This is a genomic window from Chryseobacterium bernardetii, assembly GCF_003815975.1.
Taxonomy (GTDB): Bacteria; Bacteroidota; Bacteroidia; order Flavobacteriales; family Weeksellaceae; genus Chryseobacterium; species Chryseobacterium bernardetii.
In genome coordinates this window covers 1,083,547-1,103,810 of sequence record NZ_CP033932.1, presented here as the reverse complement: position 1 = coordinate 1,103,810, position 20,264 = coordinate 1,083,547, and the positions used below count along the sequence as shown (strand labels likewise).

General features: G+C 37.6%; 18 protein-coding genes. 3 read left to right on the top strand and 15 right to left on the bottom strand.

From position 1 onward, the window contains the following. Positions 1–70 precede the first annotated feature (70 nt). From EG339_RS05135 to EG339_RS05125, 3 genes are read left to right on the top strand one after another with little or no spacing between them, the layout of a single operon-like run. Complete coding sequence (locus EG339_RS05135) at positions 71–1,042, top strand: endonuclease/exonuclease/phosphatase family protein (RefSeq protein ID WP_123869166.1); 972 nt, start codon at positions 71–73, stop codon at positions 1,040–1,042. Between the two features lie 4 nt (positions 1,043–1,046). After that, positions 1,047–1,409 carry a hypothetical protein gene (locus EG339_RS05130; protein WP_123869165.1) on the top strand — a complete coding sequence of 121 codons (363 nt, stop codon included), beginning with the start codon at positions 1,047–1,049 and terminating at the stop codon, positions 1,407–1,409. A gap of 27 nt (positions 1,410–1,436) precedes the next feature. Continuing rightward, on the top strand, positions 1,437–1,847 hold the full coding sequence (locus tag EG339_RS05125) for a hypothetical protein (RefSeq protein WP_123869164.1): 411 nt from the start codon (positions 1,437–1,439) through the stop codon (positions 1,845–1,847). Between the two features lie 43 nt (positions 1,848–1,890). Here EG339_RS05125 and EG339_RS05120 read toward each other — a convergent pair whose 3' ends face one another. The 15 genes from EG339_RS05120 to EG339_RS05050 form a co-directional block, all read right to left on the bottom strand. Next, the gene (locus EG339_RS05120; protein WP_123869163.1) at positions 1,891–3,405 is read right to left on the bottom strand and encodes a GH3 auxin-responsive promoter family protein; all 1,515 of its coding nucleotides are present in this window, start codon (positions 3,403–3,405) and stop codon (positions 1,891–1,893) included. Between the two features lie 105 nt (positions 3,406–3,510). Further along, positions 3,511–3,921 carry a BrxA/BrxB family bacilliredoxin gene (locus EG339_RS05115; RefSeq protein ID WP_123869162.1) on the bottom strand — a complete coding sequence of 137 codons (411 nt, stop codon included), beginning with the start codon at positions 3,919–3,921 and terminating at the stop codon, positions 3,511–3,513. A 456-nt stretch (positions 3,922–4,377) separates the two neighbouring features. Continuing rightward, positions 4,378–4,824 (bottom strand): GatB/YqeY domain-containing protein, encoded by a 447-nt coding sequence (locus EG339_RS05110; RefSeq protein ID WP_123869161.1) that lies wholly within the window; start codon positions 4,822–4,824, stop codon positions 4,378–4,380. 94 nt (positions 4,825–4,918) lie between these two features. Then, on the bottom strand, positions 4,919–6,820 hold the full coding sequence (gene ftsZ / locus EG339_RS05105) for a cell division protein FtsZ (RefSeq protein ID WP_123869160.1): 1,902 nt from the start codon (positions 6,818–6,820) through the stop codon (positions 4,919–4,921). A gap of 91 nt (positions 6,821–6,911) precedes the next feature. Continuing rightward, positions 6,912–8,297 (bottom strand): cell division protein FtsA, encoded by a 1,386-nt coding sequence (gene ftsA, locus EG339_RS05100; protein ID WP_123869159.1) that lies wholly within the window; start codon positions 8,295–8,297, stop codon positions 6,912–6,914. Positions 8,298–8,382: 85 nt separating this feature from the next. Then, positions 8,383–9,360, bottom strand: coding sequence for a cell division protein FtsQ/DivIB (locus EG339_RS05095; protein WP_123869158.1), 978 nt, complete (start codon positions 9,358–9,360; stop codon positions 8,383–8,385). A 65-nt stretch (positions 9,361–9,425) separates the two neighbouring features. Continuing rightward, a complete protein-coding gene (murC, locus tag EG339_RS05090) occupies positions 9,426–10,784 on the bottom strand; it encodes a UDP-N-acetylmuramate--L-alanine ligase (RefSeq protein WP_123869157.1) in 1,359 nt (452 codons plus the stop codon). Between the two features lie 7 nt (positions 10,785–10,791). After that, positions 10,792–11,895: an undecaprenyldiphospho-muramoylpentapeptide beta-N-acetylglucosaminyltransferase gene (gene murG, locus EG339_RS05085; RefSeq protein ID WP_123869156.1), complete on the bottom strand. Its 1,104-nt coding sequence runs from the start codon at positions 11,893–11,895 to the stop codon at positions 10,792–10,794. 59 nt (positions 11,896–11,954) lie between these two features. Continuing rightward, the gene (locus EG339_RS05080) at positions 11,955–13,193 is read right to left on the bottom strand and encodes an FtsW/RodA/SpoVE family cell cycle protein (RefSeq protein ID WP_123869155.1); all 1,239 of its coding nucleotides are present in this window, start codon (positions 13,191–13,193) and stop codon (positions 11,955–11,957) included. A 77-nt stretch (positions 13,194–13,270) separates the two neighbouring features. Beyond that, positions 13,271–14,602, bottom strand: coding sequence for a UDP-N-acetylmuramoyl-L-alanine--D-glutamate ligase (gene murD, locus EG339_RS05075; RefSeq protein ID WP_123869154.1), 1,332 nt, complete (start codon positions 14,600–14,602; stop codon positions 13,271–13,273). Positions 14,603–14,688: 86 nt separating this feature from the next. Further along, on the bottom strand, positions 14,689–15,930 hold the full coding sequence (gene mraY, locus EG339_RS05070; protein ID WP_123869153.1) for a phospho-N-acetylmuramoyl-pentapeptide-transferase: 1,242 nt from the start codon (positions 15,928–15,930) through the stop codon (positions 14,689–14,691). A gap of 44 nt (positions 15,931–15,974) precedes the next feature. Further along, positions 15,975–16,322 carry a four helix bundle protein gene (locus EG339_RS05065; protein WP_228459752.1) on the bottom strand — a complete coding sequence of 116 codons (348 nt, stop codon included), beginning with the start codon at positions 16,320–16,322 and terminating at the stop codon, positions 15,975–15,977. 70 nt (positions 16,323–16,392) lie between these two features. Beyond that, entirely contained in the window at positions 16,393–17,853 is a 1,461-nt protein-coding gene (locus EG339_RS05060) for a UDP-N-acetylmuramoyl-L-alanyl-D-glutamate--2,6-diaminopimelate ligase (protein ID WP_123869152.1), read from the bottom strand. A 62-nt stretch (positions 17,854–17,915) separates the two neighbouring features. Further along, on the bottom strand, positions 17,916–19,907 hold the full coding sequence (locus EG339_RS05055) for a penicillin-binding transpeptidase domain-containing protein (RefSeq protein WP_123869151.1): 1,992 nt from the start codon (positions 19,905–19,907) through the stop codon (positions 17,916–17,918). Continuing rightward, positions 19,891–20,256 carry an FtsL-like putative cell division protein gene (locus tag EG339_RS05050; protein WP_053327577.1) on the bottom strand — a complete coding sequence of 122 codons (366 nt, stop codon included), beginning with the start codon at positions 20,254–20,256 and terminating at the stop codon, positions 19,891–19,893. Before EG339_RS05050 ends, EG339_RS05055 begins: the two co-directional genes overlap by 17 nt. Between the last annotated feature and the right edge of the window lie 8 nt (positions 20,257–20,264).

Sequence of the window (20,264 nt, the reverse complement as noted above, 5' to 3'; positions counted from 1 at the left end):
AAAAATAGTTAAAATTTGATCGCTTGGTAGAGTTTTTGCTTAAAAAAACGGGTACCAAGAATGTTTTTTCATGAAGTCGAATCAGATATTACTATTTATACATATCACTGTTGCTGTTTTACTGCTGTGCACATTGGGGAATGCATGGGTTCCGCCTAATATTTTGGGGAATCTTAATTTACTTTCTCTTGGTTTCCCCTATCTGATATCTGCGCACATTCTTCTTACTTTGGTATGGATTTTCAAAAAAAACAAAATTGCTATTGCTTTTGCACTCGGAACATTGCTTTTTTATAACCCGATCAGGAGATGGGTTAATTTTTCTCCTAAAACAGATAAAGTAAAAACAATACGGGATATCAAAGTGCTTACTTTCAATGTAAAATATGGTGATTACGGATGGGATAAGGTCAAAAACTATATCAAAGAACAGGATCCCGATATTATTCTCGTACAGGAAAAAGATACTAACCGTGCTTTAAGACAGGATCTGGTAAAATATCCTTCAGTCATTTTAAAAACAAAGCATAAAATCTTAAGACAGGCAGAAATTATAGAAGACAAGTCAAGAGGGAATTCTTTCTATGCGGATGTGGACATTAATGGAAAAATCATCAGAATTGTAAATGTTTACCTGGAACCTTTCCGGCTTCAGAAAACAATGTTTACCAAGCTGGATGCCATGGGAATAGGCAACTTATCTACGCTTCTTTCCCACATGATTCCTACTTTCCAGGCTCATGAGGATCAGATTAAAAAAATCAGGAAAGCCATTGATTTTTCTCCTTATCCTGTTATTGTAGCCGGAGATTTTAATTCTGTTCCCAATTCATATGAATATTATAGCTTGGGAAAAGACCTCCAGGATGCTTTTTTAACGGCAGGAAAGGGAAGTGCTTCCAGTTTTCATGATTATAAAATTCCTTTGAGAATTGATTATATCTTCAGCTCAAAATCAATCATTCCGCTAAGTTATAAAGTAGATCAGTCTGTGAAATTATCGGATCACTATCCTGTAATTGCAGAATTTCTGCTAAATTAGTTCCATGAAAAATTTATTGTCTGCCATTTTCATTGTTGTACTTCTTTTAACGGCTTGTTCCAAGAAGGAATCTTCCGGATTTGCCGCTGAACAGGATTTGAAAATCCATTATGACACAACGGCTGTTGATTCTTTCTCAAATGGCGCTGTAACCGTAGATATTGCCCGTAAGATCAGAATGTCTTCGCCTCAGTATCTGGATTCTGTAAAACAGGCTAAAAAAGCTCTTGAAGAAGAACAGAAAATTAAAGCAGAACTGGATAAGGAAAATAAAAAGAAAGAAGAGGAAGAAAAGAAAAAGACAGATGCTGAAAAGAAGAAGAAAGCCGTAGAAGCATCACCTTCCACTGAAGCCCAAGCCCAATAAACTAAAAAATCTTTAAAAATATACAATATGAAAAAACAAATTCTTGCAGCAATTGCGATCTCCCTATTCACTGTTGCCTGCACAAAATCAACAACAAAGACAGAACAGGTAGAAAATGCAGATGGAACCGTTACTACTACAACTACAACGGTTTCTGAAACATCTCCTATGGTTGACTCTGCAAAAGTTAATGAGGCTAAGGAAAAAGTTGATGCAAAATTAGACCAGGCCGGAAATAAAATAGATGATGCTGCTCAAAAGGCTAAAGATAAAATAGATGCTACTGCAGATAAGACAAAGCAAGATCTTAATAAAGCGGGACAGGATATAAAATCTGGAGCCCAGGAAGCCGGAAAAGATGCCAAGGAAGCCGCAAGAAAAGGGGCTGAGAAAGTAGAAGATGCCGCTAAAAAATTAAAAGAAGATTTGAGCAAATAAACTAAAAACCCGCAACTGATTTTCAATGCGGGTTTTATTTTTTCTATTTATTAAGTTCTAACAGCGGATCTAAATATTCCCGGTCATTGCTTAATCTAGGTACCTTATTCTGGCCGCCAAGCTTTCCTTTAGACTCCAGCCAATGATAAAAAAGGTTTTCTTTAGCAATATGAACGATTGGTCTTCTAAGTGTGATATTATTGTATCTTTTTGCTTCATAATCCGAATTGATTTTCTTTAAATGCTGATCAAAAGCATCAATAAAATTCTCCAGATTATCAGGATGCTGGCTGAATTCAAAGATCCACTCATGGGCACCGCTTTCATTCTCTTTCATAAATACCGGAGCGCCGGTAAAATCTGTAATCTGAGCGCCGGTGAGCTCACAGGCCTTAGATAAAGCAGATTCTACATTGGTAATCATTAATTCTTCTCCAAAAGCATTGATATAATGCTTTGTTCTTCCCGTTATCTTTATCCTGAAAGGATTGATAGATGTAAATATTACCGTATCGCCAATAAGGTATCTCCATAGCCCACCATTGGTAGTGATAACCATAGCATAGTTTTTCCCGATCTCCACGTCTTCAAGGCTTACCACTTTAGGATTTGAAAAATGGAACTGATCCATTGGAATAAACTCATAGAATATACCATAATCAAGCATCAGAAGCATTTCATCACTGTTGGATCTGTCCTGTATTCCGAAGAAGCCTTCCGAAGCATTGTAAATTTCGTAGTAATTGATGCTTTTTCCGATGATCTTACGGTATTGTTCTCTGTAGGGCTTAAAACTGATTCCACCGTGAAAAAACACCTCCAGATTAGGCCATAGTTCTGAAATATTCTCAACATTGGTCTCATTCAATACTTTCTGCAGAAGAACCATCATCCAGCTTGGAACTCCAAGGATGCTTCCTACATCTTCATTTTTTACTTCTGAAGTAATAGCTTTAAGCTTGCTCTCCCATTCGCCCATTAAAGAAACCTTCTTGCTGGGGGTGGTGGTAATTTCTACCCAAAACGGAAGATTATCAATTAAGATAGCGGATAAGTCTCCAAACTTCGTGTTAAAATCTGCATATAGCTCAGAACTTCCGCCTAAACGTAAGTTTTTGTAATTAAAAAGCTGATTTTCAGGATGATTGTTTGCGTAGATGGAAACCATGTCCTTTCCTGCCTTCATGTGGCAGTATTCAAGGCTTTCTGCAGAAATAGGGATGAATTTGCTTTTAGCATTCGTTGTTCCGGAAGATTTAGCAAAATGCTTAATGAGTCCCGGCCAGCTTATATCTTTTTGTCCCTGTCTTGCTTTTTCAATATAAGGCTCCATTTCTTCGTAGGTAACAATAGGAACTTTATTCTTAAAGTCCTGATAGCTTGAAATGGAGTTGAATCCGTGCAGTTTACCATATTCTGTATCTTCCGCATGAAACAGCTGGGAAAATAGTATACCCTTCTGAGTCTCAATAGGATGATCCATAAAATTCTGAATCTGGTCTATCCTTTGGCGGATGAACCAGTTGACTACAGTATTAAAAAGTGCTTTGGTTGCCATTCCAACAAATATAATGATATTTGAATGTTTAGAGAATTTTTTGTGGGGATAAATAAAAAAACCGTTACAAAATCTGTAACGGTTTAATATCTAGTTTATTGTTTCCTAGCAATACTCATCATAAGCAGCCTGAAGGTTGGCAGCAATTGCACCTGCAGGATTTCCTTCAATGTGGTGTCTTTCCAGCATGTGAACCAATTCTCCATCCTTGAAAAGTGCTACACAAGGAGAGCTTGGCGGGAACGGAGCAAGGTGTTTTCTTGCTTCCACTACAGCCTCAGTATCATAGCCTGCAAATACAGTTGTTAAATGATCTGGTTTTTTATCTCCTGTTAAAGAGTATACTACTCCCGGTCTTGCAGCACCTGCAGCACAGCCACATACTGAGTTGATAACCAATAATGTGGTTCCAGACTGTTTCAAAGCATCTTCTACCTGAGCAGGGGTTGTTAAATCCTGGAAACCTTTATCTGTAAGTTCAGCCTTCATAGGCATTACTAAATCTGTTGGATACATATATTTTGTTTTTTATCAGTACAAAGTTAAGCAATTCTTTACGTTTGTTCAATATATAATAACTATGAATGGTTTAGGCATATAAAATTAACTGAATATTAATATTACAATAATATTCATAAAAATGTGAATTAAAATTAGGAATAATGAAATATAATTATTAAATTTGAAATGATTCTGAAAAACAAGCGACCATGAAAAAAACATTTAAGGCTTTCCCTCAAGCAATCAACCACTTAATACTTTCTGAAATATGATCGTATCTAAACTCTTTTAAAGTTTTTTGAATCAAAACGGACCAATTGACTTTAGTATCCACAAAAAATGAAGCCCGGAACTCAACAGTTCCGGGCTTCTTAATCAAATCGATATGCAAAGGTTGTATATCCTTAGTTATGGAATGGGATGGTGTTTATGGAATTGAAAATAAATTCTGATTCCGCAACTCCGATCACATTATGAAAGAAGCTTTTTAGCCATCTCAGAAATGCTTTTTCCATCTGATTTACCGGCTAATGCTTTTGAAGCAGCTCCCATTACCTTACCTAAATCTTTAATAGATTCAGCTCCGGTTTCTGAAATTATCTTTTTAATTTCTGTTTCCAGTTCTTCTGCAGAAAGCTGTTTGGGTAAAAACTTTTCAATTACCTTCATTTGTGCTTCTTCTACTTCGGCAAGATCCTGTCTTCCCTGAGCTGTAAACTGCTCAGCAGAATCTTTACGCTGCTTAATCATTCTCTGAAGAATGGCAATTTCCTGCTCTGCAGAAACTTCGGCACCTCTGGCTTCTGTCTGCAAAAGAAGGATCTGAGATTTTACAGCACGAAGGGAATCCAGGGCAATCCTGTCTTTCTCTCTCATCGCTGTTTTTATGGCTTCACTTATTGTATTTTCTAAACTCATGGTTTCAAATTTAACAATGTATCAATGTAACAGTTTACCAATGATTGATTAGTATATATTGTTACATTGGTACATTTCTACATTGTTATATTAATTAGTCTACATCTTTATTTAAAAATCTGTTTTCTCTGATCTGCATAGAACCGTTGTTGTCAGACATATACGTGTTAATGTTCTGTTCTGATGCATTGGTTCCGTCAATAGAGATATTTTTTCTCTTGAAAGCAGGAATAGATTCGAATTCACTCGTGCTGTCAAAGCTTTGATAACGGGAATTGAATTCTTTTAATTTATTTCTTCTTTCCAATATTCTTTCCTGATCAATTGTTTTGTTTACGAAAGTGAATTCTGATTCTTCAGTTTTTGGAGTTTCAATTTCTTTTTTTGTTTCAAAAGCAGGTCTTGTTTCTGTTTTTGGCTCTTCTTTCTGATAGAAGGTTTCGATCTTCTGCGCTGGTTCTGCTACGGCGCTTGCCGGAGCATTAAATTCTGCTTTTGGCTGTCCGAAATCTGTCTTAGGCTCATTTCTGACAGGTTCATTCACAAAGAAATTGAATTCAACCGGTTTCTCCTGTGAGGAGGTGTTGCTGAATACGTTTCCAGATTGAGGCTCTTCTTTTTTATTGTCAAAATCAAACGAAAAAGACTGAATTTCCAAGTCATTAGGATCTTCTTCTTCATCAATAGAAAGCAAGCTGTATTCTTCCTGTCCGTCTTCGTTTCTCCATCCCTGTTCAGGAGTGTTTGCAGCACTTTCTTCTTTATCAAAGAATTTTATTTCTGTTCTGATTTCCTCTTCTTCAATAATCATTTTTTTTTCGGTAGAAGTCACATTGAATGGAGTATCGTGGTCTTCATCATCCAATCTGAAAAGGTTTTTTCCACCGAAATCATGTGTTACTTCAGGTGCAGACTCTCTTTCTTCTCTTGTTTTAAAAGGAGAGGATTTTGGGGTTTCTAAATTATCATTAAGGCTGATTCTGATCTTTTCAGTAGGACCTGCAAATTTCTTATTCTCATTAGAGAATCCTGTAGCAATAACAAGTACGCTTACGGCATCTCCTAATTCCTCATCAGCACCCACCCCGAAAATGATATCTGCTGTATTTCCTGCTTCTTTCTGGATGTGATCCATGATGATACCGATTTCGTCCATGGTAACTTCTTCCGCACCGCTTCTGATCAACAATAGTACGTTTTTAGCACCTGTAATTTTGTTGTCATTCAATAGTGGTGAGTCTAATGCTTTCCTTACCGCTTCTTCAGCTTTATTTTCACCTGAAGCAGTACCTGTAGACATTAGAGCTGTTCCTGAGTTCTGAAGTACAGATTTAGCATCTCTAAAGTCAATGTTTACATCAAAGTAACCTGTAATAACTTCTGCCATTCCTTTAGCGGCATTGGCTAATACTTCATCAGCTTTGGAGAATCCCTGTTTAAACCCAAGGTTTCCGAATTGCTGTCTCAGCTTATCATTGTTGATTACGATAAGTGAGTCAACGTTATTTTTTAATTTATCAAGTCCGTTTTCGGCCTGTTCCAGTCTTCTTTTTCCTTCAAAGCTGAAAGGCACGGTAACAATACCTACGGTTAAGATTCCCATGTCTTTTGCTACTTTAGCAATTACAGGAGCGGCTCCGGTACCTGTACCACCACCCATTCCGGCAGTGATAAACACCATTTTCGTGTTCTGGCCCATAGCGGCTTTGATATCTTCAATACTTTCAATAGCAGATTTTTCTCCTACTTCAGGATCAGCACCTGCACCAAGACCTTCCGTGATAGAAGTTCCCAGTTGAACTTTATTGGCAACAGGGTTATTATCCAGGGTTTGAGCGTCTGTATTACAGATCACGAAATCAACCCCGTGGATCCCTTTTTCGTACATGTGTTTTAATGCGTTGTTTCCTCCGCCTCCTACACCGATTACTTTTATGATGGATGAATTTCCCTTTGGTAGGTCAAATGAAAATCCTTGTGAACCTATATTTTCCATAACTATACTTTTAATAATTATAATTGATCATTGACTGATGATAATTGATAAGGAAAAGATCGTTTATCGCTTATCATTCATCATTTATAATTTACTCTACTTCTTCAAAGAATTTTTTTACTTTTTCCATAAGCGACTGCCCGAAAGTCAGTTTAGCTTTTCTGTTTTCCTGTCTTTCATCTGCAGCCGGCTGTTCCTGAACCGGAGCTGAAGTCTGCTGAATAGGTTGTACAGTTTCTGACTTTACAGGAGCTGCTTCAGGCTTAGTTTGCTCTTTTACAGCTTCTTCTATATCTTCAACAGTCTGTTTCTTATCCCTGATCTTCAAACTCTCCATCAGTAATCCAATAGACGTAGCAAATTCAGGGCCTTTCAGGTACTGATTTTTATCGTTGGCGATATATTCATTTGCAAAACCGATTCTGCTGTCAAAACCTGTGGTATAGTTCGCCAGCTGTCTAAGGTGCTTAAGATTTGATCCACCACCCGTAAGAACGATTCCGGCAATCAGTTTTTTCTTCTGTTCAAAGGCTCCGTAAGCTTTAAGCTCGGTATTAACCATTTCCAGGACTTCTTCTACTCTTGCATTGATGATCTGAGCAAGGGTTTTTAAAGAGATTTCCTTATCTGGCCGCCCATGAAGTCCGGGAATTGTTACAAAAGTACTGTCTTTTTCCAATTCTGGAACAGCTGAACCGAATTTTACTTTTAATTGTTCGGCATGTTTTTCAATAATGGAGCATCCTTCTTTGATATCTTCCGTAATAATACCGCCTCCGTAAGGGATCACGCAGGTATGACGGATGATATTATCTTTGAAGATCGCAATATCTGTGGTACCGCCGCCAATGTCTACAATAGCTACTCCGGCTTCTTTCTCTTCTTTGGTAAGAACAGCTTCTGAAGAGGCTAGTGGCTCTAAAGTAAGGGCCTCCATTTCTAATCCGGCTTCGCGAACGCATCTTGCAATATTTCGGATGCTTCCCATTTGCCCTACTACAACATGGAAGTTGGCTTCTAAACGTTTTCCGTGCATTCCTACAGGTTCCTGAATTTCCCCTTCGGAATCCACTTTATATTCTTGTGGAAGTACATGGATAATTTCTTCTCCAGGAAGCATTACCAGTTTCTTGACCTGATCTTTTAATGCTTCAATGTCATCATCTGTGATGAATTTATCCGGATGTTCACGCATAATATAATCAGAGTGCTGCAGAGAACGGATGTGTTTTCCTGCAATACCTACCGTAACTTTGCGGATAGGAACCCCGGCACTGGATTGTGCTTCGGATACTGCAGCCTTGATTGAATTAATAGTTTGTGAAATATTATTCACAATCCCTTTATGAACACCAAGACTTTTAGCTTTTCCTACACCGAGAACTTCTATTTTCCCGTGTGCATTCCTTCTTCCGACAATCGCGACTATCTTTGTTGTCCCGATGTCCAGACCTACTGAATACTCTTGATTTTCCATTTTTATATCGATTTGATTTTTTTCTACTTTTTCCATGCAGAACCAAGTCTGCTTTGTGTTAAATTGTCCTTTCAGGACTCTCTTTTTATTCTATTTTCACCTTTGATTTCGGCTTTGGTTTGGACTGTACCGGGGCCGTTGTTTTTTTCTCTGTTTTCTTTGTTTCTTTTGCCTGTGTTTTAGGTTTGGTACTCTCTTTCGGTTTTGCCGGGGTTGAGCTTGTTTTTTTTACTTCTGCAATCTTTGGTTTGGCATCCGCCTTTTTAGCAGCAGCCGTAAGTGCTGGTGCTTTTGCCATTTCTAATTTACCAGCCTTCAGGATACTGTCGTTTTCCTTAAAGTGTGGATTTAGAGTGGTTACAATCTGATTTTGGTATTTTACAGAAACCATGCTGTATTTTTGGGGATCCTGATACACCAGGTATTTTTCCACAAAGGTTTTAAATCCTTTTACTTTAAAATCAATATTCTCCAGGTCCCCGATCTCTACTCTGTAGTTTCCTTCGCTGGTCAGAAGATTGTAGCTGTCTTTGCTTTTTGAAATACCAATGAAGAATTTCTTACTGAAGTCGTCTTTATCAATTTTTCCAACAAGCTCTGCCAGCTTTTCATATTCATCAGGCTGTACATTTCCTGTAACCAACATACATGGATGTGAATAGGTTCTTGAAATAGGGAATTCAACTCCTTTTTCATCCACATAAAAGTCTTTCCCTTCTTTATTAAGCCTGAAAACCGGGACTCTCTGTTTAATGTCCAGGTTGAGTTTTCCATTTAGGTTCAGATAGACATTGGCACTGTCAACAGCCGGAAGAGAATTGATCTTTTTTTCCAACGCCGGAATGTTCAGATCGCCTACTTTTCCTGATGGATTCTCCTTTTTTACAATCTCTCTGATGTCTTTTTCATCTACAAAGTAAACAGGAGTTTTCTCATTCATTTTTACAGAAATCTTATTATCTGTAATCTTCTGGCCGCTGAATCTCTTCAAGGAGAAACTCAGTAACAACCCAAGGATGATTACCGTGATAACAATTTTTAATATTCTGTATTTATTTTTCATACATTTTTTGTATTCATGTATTTATGTAAAATGTATTCATGAATACGTAAATACATTATTACTTTTTACAATTTATTCATCCATTCACAGATAGGGTCGTATAGGGTATCTATATTTCCGGCTCCCACGGTGAGAAGGATATCAAAGTCTTTTTCTTTTATTTTTTCAAAAGCATCGGATAACGTGGATACTTCTTTTTTATCTAATGTTACTTTTTCCAGTAACCAGCCTGAAGTAATTCCTTCAAAGTTCTCCTGAAGTTCTCTTGCCGGATAAATATCCAACAGGATCAATTCATCTGCATTGCTCAGGCTTTCTGCAAATCCGTCTGCAAAATCTCTTGTTCTGCTAAACAGGTGAGGCTGGAAAACTACCAGTAATTTTTTATCGGGATAAAATGTTTTGATAGAGTCCATTACCGCATTAATTTCTGTTGGATGGTGAGCGTAATCGTCAATATAAATTTTACCGTTTTCGTAAATATGTTTGGTATATCTTCTCTTAATTCCTTTAAAATTGGTAATTGCTTTTTTCAGCGTATCAAAATCTGCGCCTAAATTGTGTAGAATTGCCAATGCTACGGTAGCATTTTCCACATTATGGATTCCCGGGATCTCCCAAACAAAATCCTTGATGGTTTCTGTTGGAGTATGGAAATCAAAATAGATCTTATCGTGGTCCATTCTCAGATTATCTGAGTAATAGTCGGCTTTTTCATTCACTGCATAGGTTTGGTGTCCTCTTCCTATTTCAACACCTTTTCTTACAAATAGCTGTTGGTCTTCAGGAACTAAGGCTGCAAACTGTCTGAAACCTTCTTCAATATGGCTTTTGTCTCCATAAATATCCAGGTGGTCCGCATCAGTTGAAGTAACTACTGCCCAATCTGGTGAAAGGTTCAGGAAGCTTCTGTCATATTCATCTGCTTCTACCACGGAATATCTAGACCCGTTATACAGGAAGTTTGATTTAAAGTTCTCTGAGATCCCTCCTAAAAAGCATGAGAAAGGTAAATCTGCTTCTTTGCACAAATGAGAGATCAAAGTAGACGTGGTTGTTTTACCATGAGTTCCCGCTACTGCAATACAGTCTGTATTTTCTGTGATTAATCCTAAAACTTTAGCACGTTTCAAAACTTCAAACTGACTCTGGTTGAAGTAATCTAAAATACCCAGTGTTTTGATAGCTGGAGTGTAGATTACCAATGTATCTTCTTTTTGGAGAGCGGTAATTCTTTCGTCAATGAGGTCTTCAAAAACAATATCGATTCCTTCTTTCATCAGATTCTGGGTAAGTTTGGTGTTGGTTTTATCGTAGCCCAATACTTTTTTTCCGGACGCATGGAAGTAGCGTGCCAGGGCACTCATTCCTATACCTCCGATTCCAACGAAGTAAAAGTTTTGATATGTTTCTAAATTCTTCATTATTTCTTTATCTATTAATCACTTTAAATATCTCATCTACAATCTCTTTTGCGGCATCTGGCTTTGCAAAGTATTTCAGATTGTAGGACATTTCTTTTCTCACATTTTCATTTTCGCAGATTTCTGATAATGTATTCCAGAATTTTTCCTGCATTTCAGAGTCTTTTACCATTCTGGCTGCATTTTTTTCAACCAGATTCATGGCGTTTTTGGTTTGATGGTCTTCTGCTGCAAAAGGGAAAGGGACCAACAATACTGGTTTCTGGGCTACTGCCAGCTCTGAAATGGCAATGGCTCCGGCTCTTGAAACGATGATATCTGCTGCGGAATAAGCCAGCTCCATGTCTTTGATAAATTCACGGATCTGAATATTTCTGGTATCACTATTTTTCGTTTCTTCAATAATATCCTTATAATCAAGCTTACCTGTCTGCCAGATCAGCTGATAGTCTTTGTCTGCAATTTGTTTTAGATGAGATTTCCATGCATTGTTTAATGTTCTGGAGCCTAAAGATCCGCCTACCGATAAAATGGTAAGTTTGTCTTTGTTTAATCCCATTTTTTGCTTTGCCTGAGCTGTTTCCCGCATTCCCGAAATAATCGTGGACCGAATAGGGTTTCCAAGAAATTTTATCTTTTCTACGGGGAATCCTGCTACTTTTGGATAGGCAGTAAATATAGCTTTGGCTGCTTTACTTAATATCTTATTGGTTACTCCTGCATGAGAGTTCTGTTCCTGAATAAAAACCGGTACGCCCAATTTGGTTGCTTCATATAAAGCAGGGCCGCTTGCAAAGCCTCCTGTTCCGATAGCAACATCAGGTTTGAATTCTTTAATGATCGCTTTCGATCTGCTCAAACTTTTTATAATCTTGAAAGGAAGTCCCAGGTTGGATAATAAATTACCTCTGTCAATTCCTGCGATATCAATTCCTTCAATTTTATAACCGGCTTGTGGAACTTTTTCCATTTCCATTTTTCCGTTGGCTCCAATGAACAAAAATTCTGCATCAGGAAATCTTTTTTTGATTTCGTCTGCGATGGCGATTGCCGGGAAGATGTGTCCCCCTGTTCCTCCGCCTGATAGTAGTACTTTTAGTTTTTTGCTCATTGTCTAATATAATAGGACTGTGTCCGATGTTTTGTTAAATCGTCCCTTTGGGACTTGGTTTATGCTATATCGTTTATTTCCGCTATGCTTTGTTTTTTGCCCATTCCTTCTTCATCATAAATCTGAATTCTGGAGCTTATATTTAAGATGATTCCTAACTGTAAATAAGTCACTAGCATTGAGGTTCCTCCGTAACTTATCAATGGAAGCGGCTGTCCTGTTACCGGGATCAGGTTAACGGCAACGGCAATATTTACCGATAACTGTATAAAAATCATCACCCCGAGACTGAGCACGAGCAATGATCCGAAGAAGGCCGGCATTTTACTGGCGATCATTACAATCCTTATCATCATAATCAGATAGAGACTGATTAAAAATGCGGCTCCAATAACTCCGTATTCTTCTACGATTACCGCAAAAATAAAGTCTGAAGCAGATTGCGGAAGCATTTGTTTCAAGGCACTTTTTCCAGGTCCCATTCCTGTAATTCCACCATGTACAATAGCTGCTTTGGCCTGCATTACCTGATAGTTCTTGGCTTTTACGCTTTCATCGTCGGTGTCTGCTGTTTTAGCTTTACTTGATGTAAATGTTTCAATACGGCTCATCCATGTGTGAACACGGTTTCCGCCAATCATATTGGTATTCAATGCAATCAACAGAAAGAATACGATGGCTACAAATGAGGCAGAAATAAAGCCTGCAATATATTTCCAGTGAAGCTGTCCGATAATCAGAACTATTACTGACACCATCAGGATCATTAATGCGGTAGAACCATTATCTTTTGCCACCAGTACAAAAACAAGCAAAATGGGCCCAAAAATATACATGATATTCTCTATTGGCAGTCTTTCCCTTGTAATCTTCTTGGTTAAATATCTGCATAAATAGATAATCAACATCAGGAAGGCGAATGATGATGGCTGGAACGAGATGGGGGTTCCGGGAATTTTCAGCCATCGGGAAGCACTGGCTCCGTCAATGGTTTGTCCTGTAAACATGGTTACAATCAATAAAACGATCATCAGCCCAAGCAGGATACTGCTTAGTTTTCCGATGTATTCATATTTTATTGTTCCTACAAGCCTCATAATTGCCAAACCAAGGAGTACGAAGAACATGTGTTTGATAACGTGGCCGGTTGTGGTTCCGTTATTAACAATATATTCCAGGTTTGAACTTGCAGAGTAAACGGGGAAAATAGAAAAAATGGAGATCACAAGAATGACCATCCAAAGTACTTTATCGCCCTTTAGAAATTCAAATCTGGTTTCTGTATTCTGCTCGTCCATAATTATTGTATCATGTATTGATGTAAAATGTATTTCATGAGATTGATCTCAATGATACAGTAGTACATATATACTCTTTATACTGATTTTAATACCTGCTCTTTAAACTGACGTCCTCTGTCTTCATAGCTTTTGAATAAATCAAAGCTTGCGCAGCATGGGGAAAGCAGAACAGTGTCTCCTTTTTTAGCCAGTGATTTTGAAATTTTCACGGCTTCTTCCATGCTTGAAGTGTCATAAATAAACTCCTTTTTATCTTTGAAGAAATCTATGATCTTTTTATTGTCAATACCAAGACAAACAATTGCCTTTACTTTTCTTTTGACTAAATCCTCAATTTCGGTATAGTCATTTCCTTTATCTAATCCGCCAACGATCCATACGGTTGGGGTTTTCATACTTTCCAAAGCATAGTAGGTGGCATTCACATTGGTTGCCTTACTGTCATTGATGTATTTTACTCCATCTGTTTCAGTTACGAATTCCAATCTGTGTTCTACGGCCTGGAATGTCATTAATGAATGTCTTATGCTTTCATTATTGATCTCCAATATTTTACCGGCAATAGATGCTGCCAAACTATTGGCTACATTGTGATTCCCAAGTAGGGATAATTCTTCAACTTTCATTGAGAATTCATCCTTCATTTTTACCACAATATTACCGTTGCTTACAAAACCTCCTTCAGAAAGCTGTTCCTTTGTGGAGAAAGGAATCATCTTCGCTTTTATTTCCAGTTTTTCAAGCAGGTTTTTACTCATTTCATCATCTTTATTGTAGATGAAGAAATTATCATTTTCCTGATTTTCTGTGATTCTGAATTTAGCCAATGCATATTCTTCATAGTTATAGTTGTACTGATCCAGGTGATCCTGAGAAAGGTTCAACAATAAAGAAATATAAGGTCTGAAGTTCTGGATATCATCTAACTGGAAAGAGCTTACTTCCAGTACATAATATTCATGATTTTCATCTGCAACCTGTTTTGCAAAACTATATCCTATATTTCCTCCCAGTCCTACATTTAATCCGTCATTTTTCAGGATATAGTAGATCAGGGAAGTGGTGGTTGTTTTTCCGTTGCTTCCTGTAATGGCAATGATCTTGGCATCTGTAAATTCAGAAGCAAATTCAATTTCGGAGGAAAGCCTGATTCCTTTTTCATGAATTTTGTAGATGATCTCTGCCTTTTTCGGGATTCCCGGGCTTTTTACGATCCAATCGGCATTTAAAATCCTTTCTTCATTGTGGTTTCCTTCTTCAAATTCAATTCCATTTTCAGTAAGAAACTGCTTATAGTTATCTTTAATGGCTCCTTTGTCTGAAAGAAATACTTCCAGACCTTTCTTTTTGGCCAAATAAGCAGCTCCACATCCGCTTTCTCCTCCTCCTAAAACAACTATTTTCATATTTATTTTTTTGTAAAATGTAAAATGTAAAACGTACAATGTATCTGGTGTCTTTTTACATTAATACTTTTTACTTTTTACAAAATTTATCTCATTTTTAAGGTGATCAGACATACAATTGCCAGTATTACGCCGATGATAATCATTCTGTTTACGATTTTACTTTCGTGAAATCCGTCTTTCTGATAATGGTGGTGTAATGGTGACATTTTGAACAGTCTATTGTTTTGGGCATATTCTAACCCATATTTTTTCTTTCTGTATTTGAAAACAATAACCTGAAGCATAACAGATAGGTTTTCAATCAGGAAGATTCCGCATAAAACAGGAATCAGCAATTCTTTTCTTAAAATAATGGCTAAAACAGCAATTACTCCACCCAGCATCAGACTTCCTGTATCGCCCATGAAAACCTGGGCAGGATAGGTGTTGTACCAGAAGAAACCGATTACGGCTCCTACCATTGCAACAGCAAAAATGGTAGTTTCTCCCATATTCGGAAGGAACATAATATTCAGATAATCTGCAAAGATGATATTCCCTGAAAGATAGGCGAAAAGAGCAAGGGTAAGCAATATTATGGCACTGGTTCCTGCTGCGAGACCGTCTATTCCGTCCGTGATATTGGCTCCATTGGAAACGGCTGTTACAATGAAGATCACGATAGGGATAAAGACAATCCATGCCCATTCGTGGGCATCTTTTTCACTCATCCAAAACAGGATTCCGCTGTAATCAAACTCATTGTTCTTTGCAAATGGTACTGTAGACACTGTGATTTTCTCTGTAGGCATGAAGTTTTGCTCTACGTTGTTTCTGTTCACCACTTTTGCATCAGCATATTTTCTTTTCACAGTAATGTCGGGATGGAAATACATGGTGATTCCGACAATTAATCCTAAGCCAACCTGTCCTACAATTTTGAATTTACCGCTTAGCCCGTCCTTATTTTTTTTGATCTTCTTCAGATAATCATCCAGGAATCCGATGGCTCCCATCCAGAACATTGAAACCAGCAGTAAGACAATATATACATTCGTAATTCTTGTAAACAGCAATACAGGGATAATGGTGGCCAAAATAATGATAAGCCCTCCCATGGTAGGAGTTCCTTCTTTTTGTTTCTGGCCATCTAATCCAAGATCACGGACTAATTCACCCATTTGTTTCGTTCTCAGATAGTTGATTACTCTTTTCCCATAGACAAGAGCAATAATTAATGAGAACAAAACTGCCATTCCGGCACGGAAGGAGATGTATTTCAACATTCCTAATCCGGGAACGTGAATTCCATGATCGGTTAGATATTCGTATAGATAGTATAGCATGTTTCTATTTTTTTATTATTTAAAAATTTAATTTATTTAAAGATTTAAAGATTGGGTCTCTCAATATTTTCACTTAAATACTTAATAAAGTTTGATATGTTTGAAGAAATCTCTCTCGAAAGTGTAATCATTTCTTCTGCTTTATTTTGATCTCCTAATTTTAATCTTCTACTTACAATTAGCATACTTCTTACTTCACTACAGCTGCCTTTTGCAATTTTTAAATATCTAATAAATTGTCTGTTGTTATTATATTCTGAGCCTTCTGCAATATTGTTGCTAATTGAAAAGCTCGCTCTTTTTATCTGGTTATTAAATTCAAATTCTTTTTCAAAGCTTGGATTTTGAAGAAACTCATAAACTTTTTGAACAAGATCTAAACTTTTTGATATACCGGGAAATTTTCAAAATTCTTCGTCATCATCAAATTTTTAAATCGTTAAATGAGTTTAATCTTTCAATCTATTTAGACATTAATTTCCAAAGCTCATTAATTACTTCTTTGTCATCAAAATGATGTTTTACACCATTAATCTCCTGATAATTTTCGTGACCTTTTCCGGCTACGAGAATGATATCTTTAGGTTCGGCAAATTTTATCGCCATTTTTATGGCTTCTTTTCTATCGGGAATTGAGGTGTATTTGCTGAAGTTCTGAGGTTCAACACCTGCTTCAATTTCTTTGATGATCTGTCCCGGATCTTCTGTTCTCGGATTGTCTGAAGTGATGATTGCCAGAGTTGATTTCTTAGTAGCAATATTTCCCATTTCAGGTCTTTTTGAGTGATCTCTGTCTCCTCCGCATCCGAAAACTGTGATTAATCTTTCGTTTTTGGTTCTGATATCGTTGATGCTGTCCAGAACGTTTTCTAAGGCATCCGGAGTGTGTGCATAGTCTACAATAAAGAAAATTCCACCATCGGATTTCATGGTTTCAAATCTTCCGGAAACTCTTTTTAATTTGCTGATGGCCTGAAGAATTTCATCCTGCTCAAATCCAAGTTCAGCAGCAATTCCGAAAACCAATAATAGATTGTATACATTGAATTTTCCTGTCAATGTAGTCCAGAACTCCTTTCCGTTGAAGTTCAGCAGCATTCCGTTGAAATCAACTTCTAACAGTTTCCCGTGGTAATCTGCCATGGTTTTCAGAGCATAAGACTTCTTTTTAGCCTTTGTATTCTGAAGCATGACATTGCCGTTTTTGTCATCCACATTGGTGATGGCAATAGCTGTATCTTCCAGTTCATCAAAGAATCTTTTTTTCGTTTTTAAGTATTCTTCGAATGTTTTATGGTAATCCAAATGATCGTGGGTAAGATTGGTAAATCCTGCAACTTTGAAGTGTAACCCTTCTATTCTGTTTTGGGCAATTCCGTGGGAGCTTACCTCCATGAATGCAAATTCACACCCTTTCTCAACTGCTTCAGCCAAAATTTTGTTGATGGTAATTACATCCGGAGTGGTATGGGTGGCTGGGATAATTTCTTCCCCAATTCTTATCTCAACAGTTGATAATAATGCAGAATCATATCCTAAATTCTTGAAAACATCAAAAAGGAGGGTTGAAACAGAGGTTTTTCCATTGGTACCGGTAACACCTATCAGTTTAATTTTCTGAGAAGGGTTTCCATAGAAGTTTGACGCAAGGTGGCCTAAAGCTTTTGCAGAGTCTTTTACTTTGATATAAGTTACATTTTCTGCCAGTGTTTCAGGAAATTCTTCACAAACAACTGTTGTAGCTCCTTTCTCAATAGAAGATACAATGAATGAGTGTCCATCCGCTACTGTTCCTCTCATTGCAATGTAAAGAGAGTTTTCTGTAACCTTTCTGCTGTCAAACACCAATTCTGATACCTCACGGTTGTTGTCTCCGTGGATCTCTATTACTGGGATTCTGTTTACTAATTCTGTTATTGTCATTTTATATCAATAGGACTTTATCCTATTTTAGCTTAAATCGTCCCTTCGGGACTTTGTTTTCTTTAATTCTGCAGAGATAAATATATTCTCTGGTTCTTACTGATAGTAGTGCCTTCCAGCGGGAATTGTTCTTTGATTCGTCCAACACCCTTAAAATCGACACGGTATCCTAAGTTTTCCAATTGTGGGATGACGTTTTTACCGATCAATCCTACTACATTGGGCATTTGCTTATCAGTGACTGCTATTTTTACATTGGGTTCAACCATTTTGCTAAGGTTTACCTTTTTGTCTACAAGCATTTCTTTTTCGATGTTTTGTGGGGTTTTCAGGAATGTTTTTCCTGCAATTTCCTTAAACACCGGTGCTGCTACGGGACCTCCATAAAATCCAATTGATGTATTGGGCTCGCTCACCATCACGTAGCATGTATATTTTGGAGCATCAGCCGGATAAAAACCTGCAAATGACGCTCGGTATTTCATTGGGCCAGGAAGCCAGTATTCAAATCTTGCGGTTCCTGTTTTTCCTGCCATTTTAAGGTTAGGTGTGAAGATGCTTCGTCCTGTTCCTTTTTCTACGGCTTTGGTTAATGCGCTGGTCATCATTTTGATGGCCTTTTCGGAGGCCATTTTGTTTACCATTACTTCAGGTTTTGCACTGTACATTACTTTTCCGTCTTTCATGATCTTATCAATGAATAATGGTTTAAGCATTTTCCCACCATTAGCTACGCCATTATAGAAGGTTGCCAGCTGCAGCAGGTTAATATTGGAAGAGTATCCATAAGAGATAGAGGCAAGTGTTGCTGCGTTCCATCTTTTATTTTCAGGGGTTACGATCTTCGGTTTTGTAATCCCGGGAAGCTCAATATCCATTTTATCGAATAATTTCCAACGTTTTAAATGGTCAAGGAATATCTGCGGCTTTTCAGCATAAAATTTTGTGATAAGTTTTGCTGTTCCTACGTTACTGGATTTGGCTAAAACATCACTAATATCATAAGTTCCTCCACCGTGGCCGTCTGAAATTCTCTGTTTTGCATAGGTCCAAACTCCGTTTCCAACGTTTACGGTTGTATTTTCATCAATGAATCCATCATCCATTGCCGCTAAAAGGGAAATGGTTTTAAAGGTGGATCCCGGTTCAATATTGTCTTTTAACGCATAGTTGTAGGAATCCTCGTATTCTCCTGATTCAGTTCTTCTTAAGTTAACCAAAGCACGTACTTTTCCGGTTTCCACTTCCATTACAATTACGGTTCCGTGTTTGGCTTCGTAGTGGGTTAGCTGTTTCTCTAACGCGGAGTGTGCAATGTCCTGAATTCTAAGGTCTAAGGTTGTATATACATCTTCTCCGTCAATAGGTTCCTGAACTTTCCAGAAATCGATTGGTTTCCATTGAGAAGAGTTAATTCTCTGTTCTAACCTTTTTCCGTCAGTACCTGTTAAATATTTTGAGAAAGCTCCCTCCAGTCCGGATTTAAGCTCTCCGTTATCAATTCCGATGGTTCCGGCTCCTATTTCTGAAGTAGCCAGCTCTCTTTTGTAGTTTCTGTCTACAATGAATCCACCTTTATTTTTACCTCTCTTGAAGATCGGGAACTTTCTGATTCTGTCATACTGGTCAAAATCAAGTCCTTTTACCAGAGTGTAATATTGGTTTTTCTTTTTCTTCTGCTCGTCGAATTTCTGTCTGAACTCTCCTCTGGATTTTCCGAACATTTTGCTCAGAGAATCCGTTAATGCTCCGATATTGTTGCTGTATATCGTATCTTTCATCGTTTTGAAATCCAGATAGATGTCATAGCGCATTACGGTTGTAGCCAAAATAGATCCATCGGAAGCAAATAAATTACCACGGGCGGCCTTTAGGGTAGCTTCACGGTAATTTTTATTAATGTAATCGTCTTTAATTTCCTGAACATTGGTATTCTGAAGGATTACGATCCTTGCCAAGAACATTACAAACACGCACAAAGCTACCACTGCAAAGAGGTAGCCCCATCGTAACGTTTTTTTACGTTTATTGTCGTATTCATTTTGCTTTTGCATCTGTACTGTCCAGTTTTATTAGCAATTTATGAGGGTGGTTTTCGAGGGTCATCAAAGAGTCCCGCGCAACCTCTTTCCCCAGCTCTGATTCCATTTTTACCTTGATCAGCTTACTCTGGGCGTAAGCGTTTCTAGATTTGTATTCTTCTGTTTCTTCCTTTAAGGCGTTTACAATTTTAATTTTTTTATTGACGAGATGGTTACTGTAGATCATCGCCATCATCAGAACAAATAACAGGAGAAAATACTTGTAATGTATTTTGATCTCATCACGATTCAGAAAGTTTCCTTTTATAATGTCTATAAAAGTGAGTCTTTTCTGGGGGCGATTTGTTGTTCTTTTTGCCAAAGCTTTGT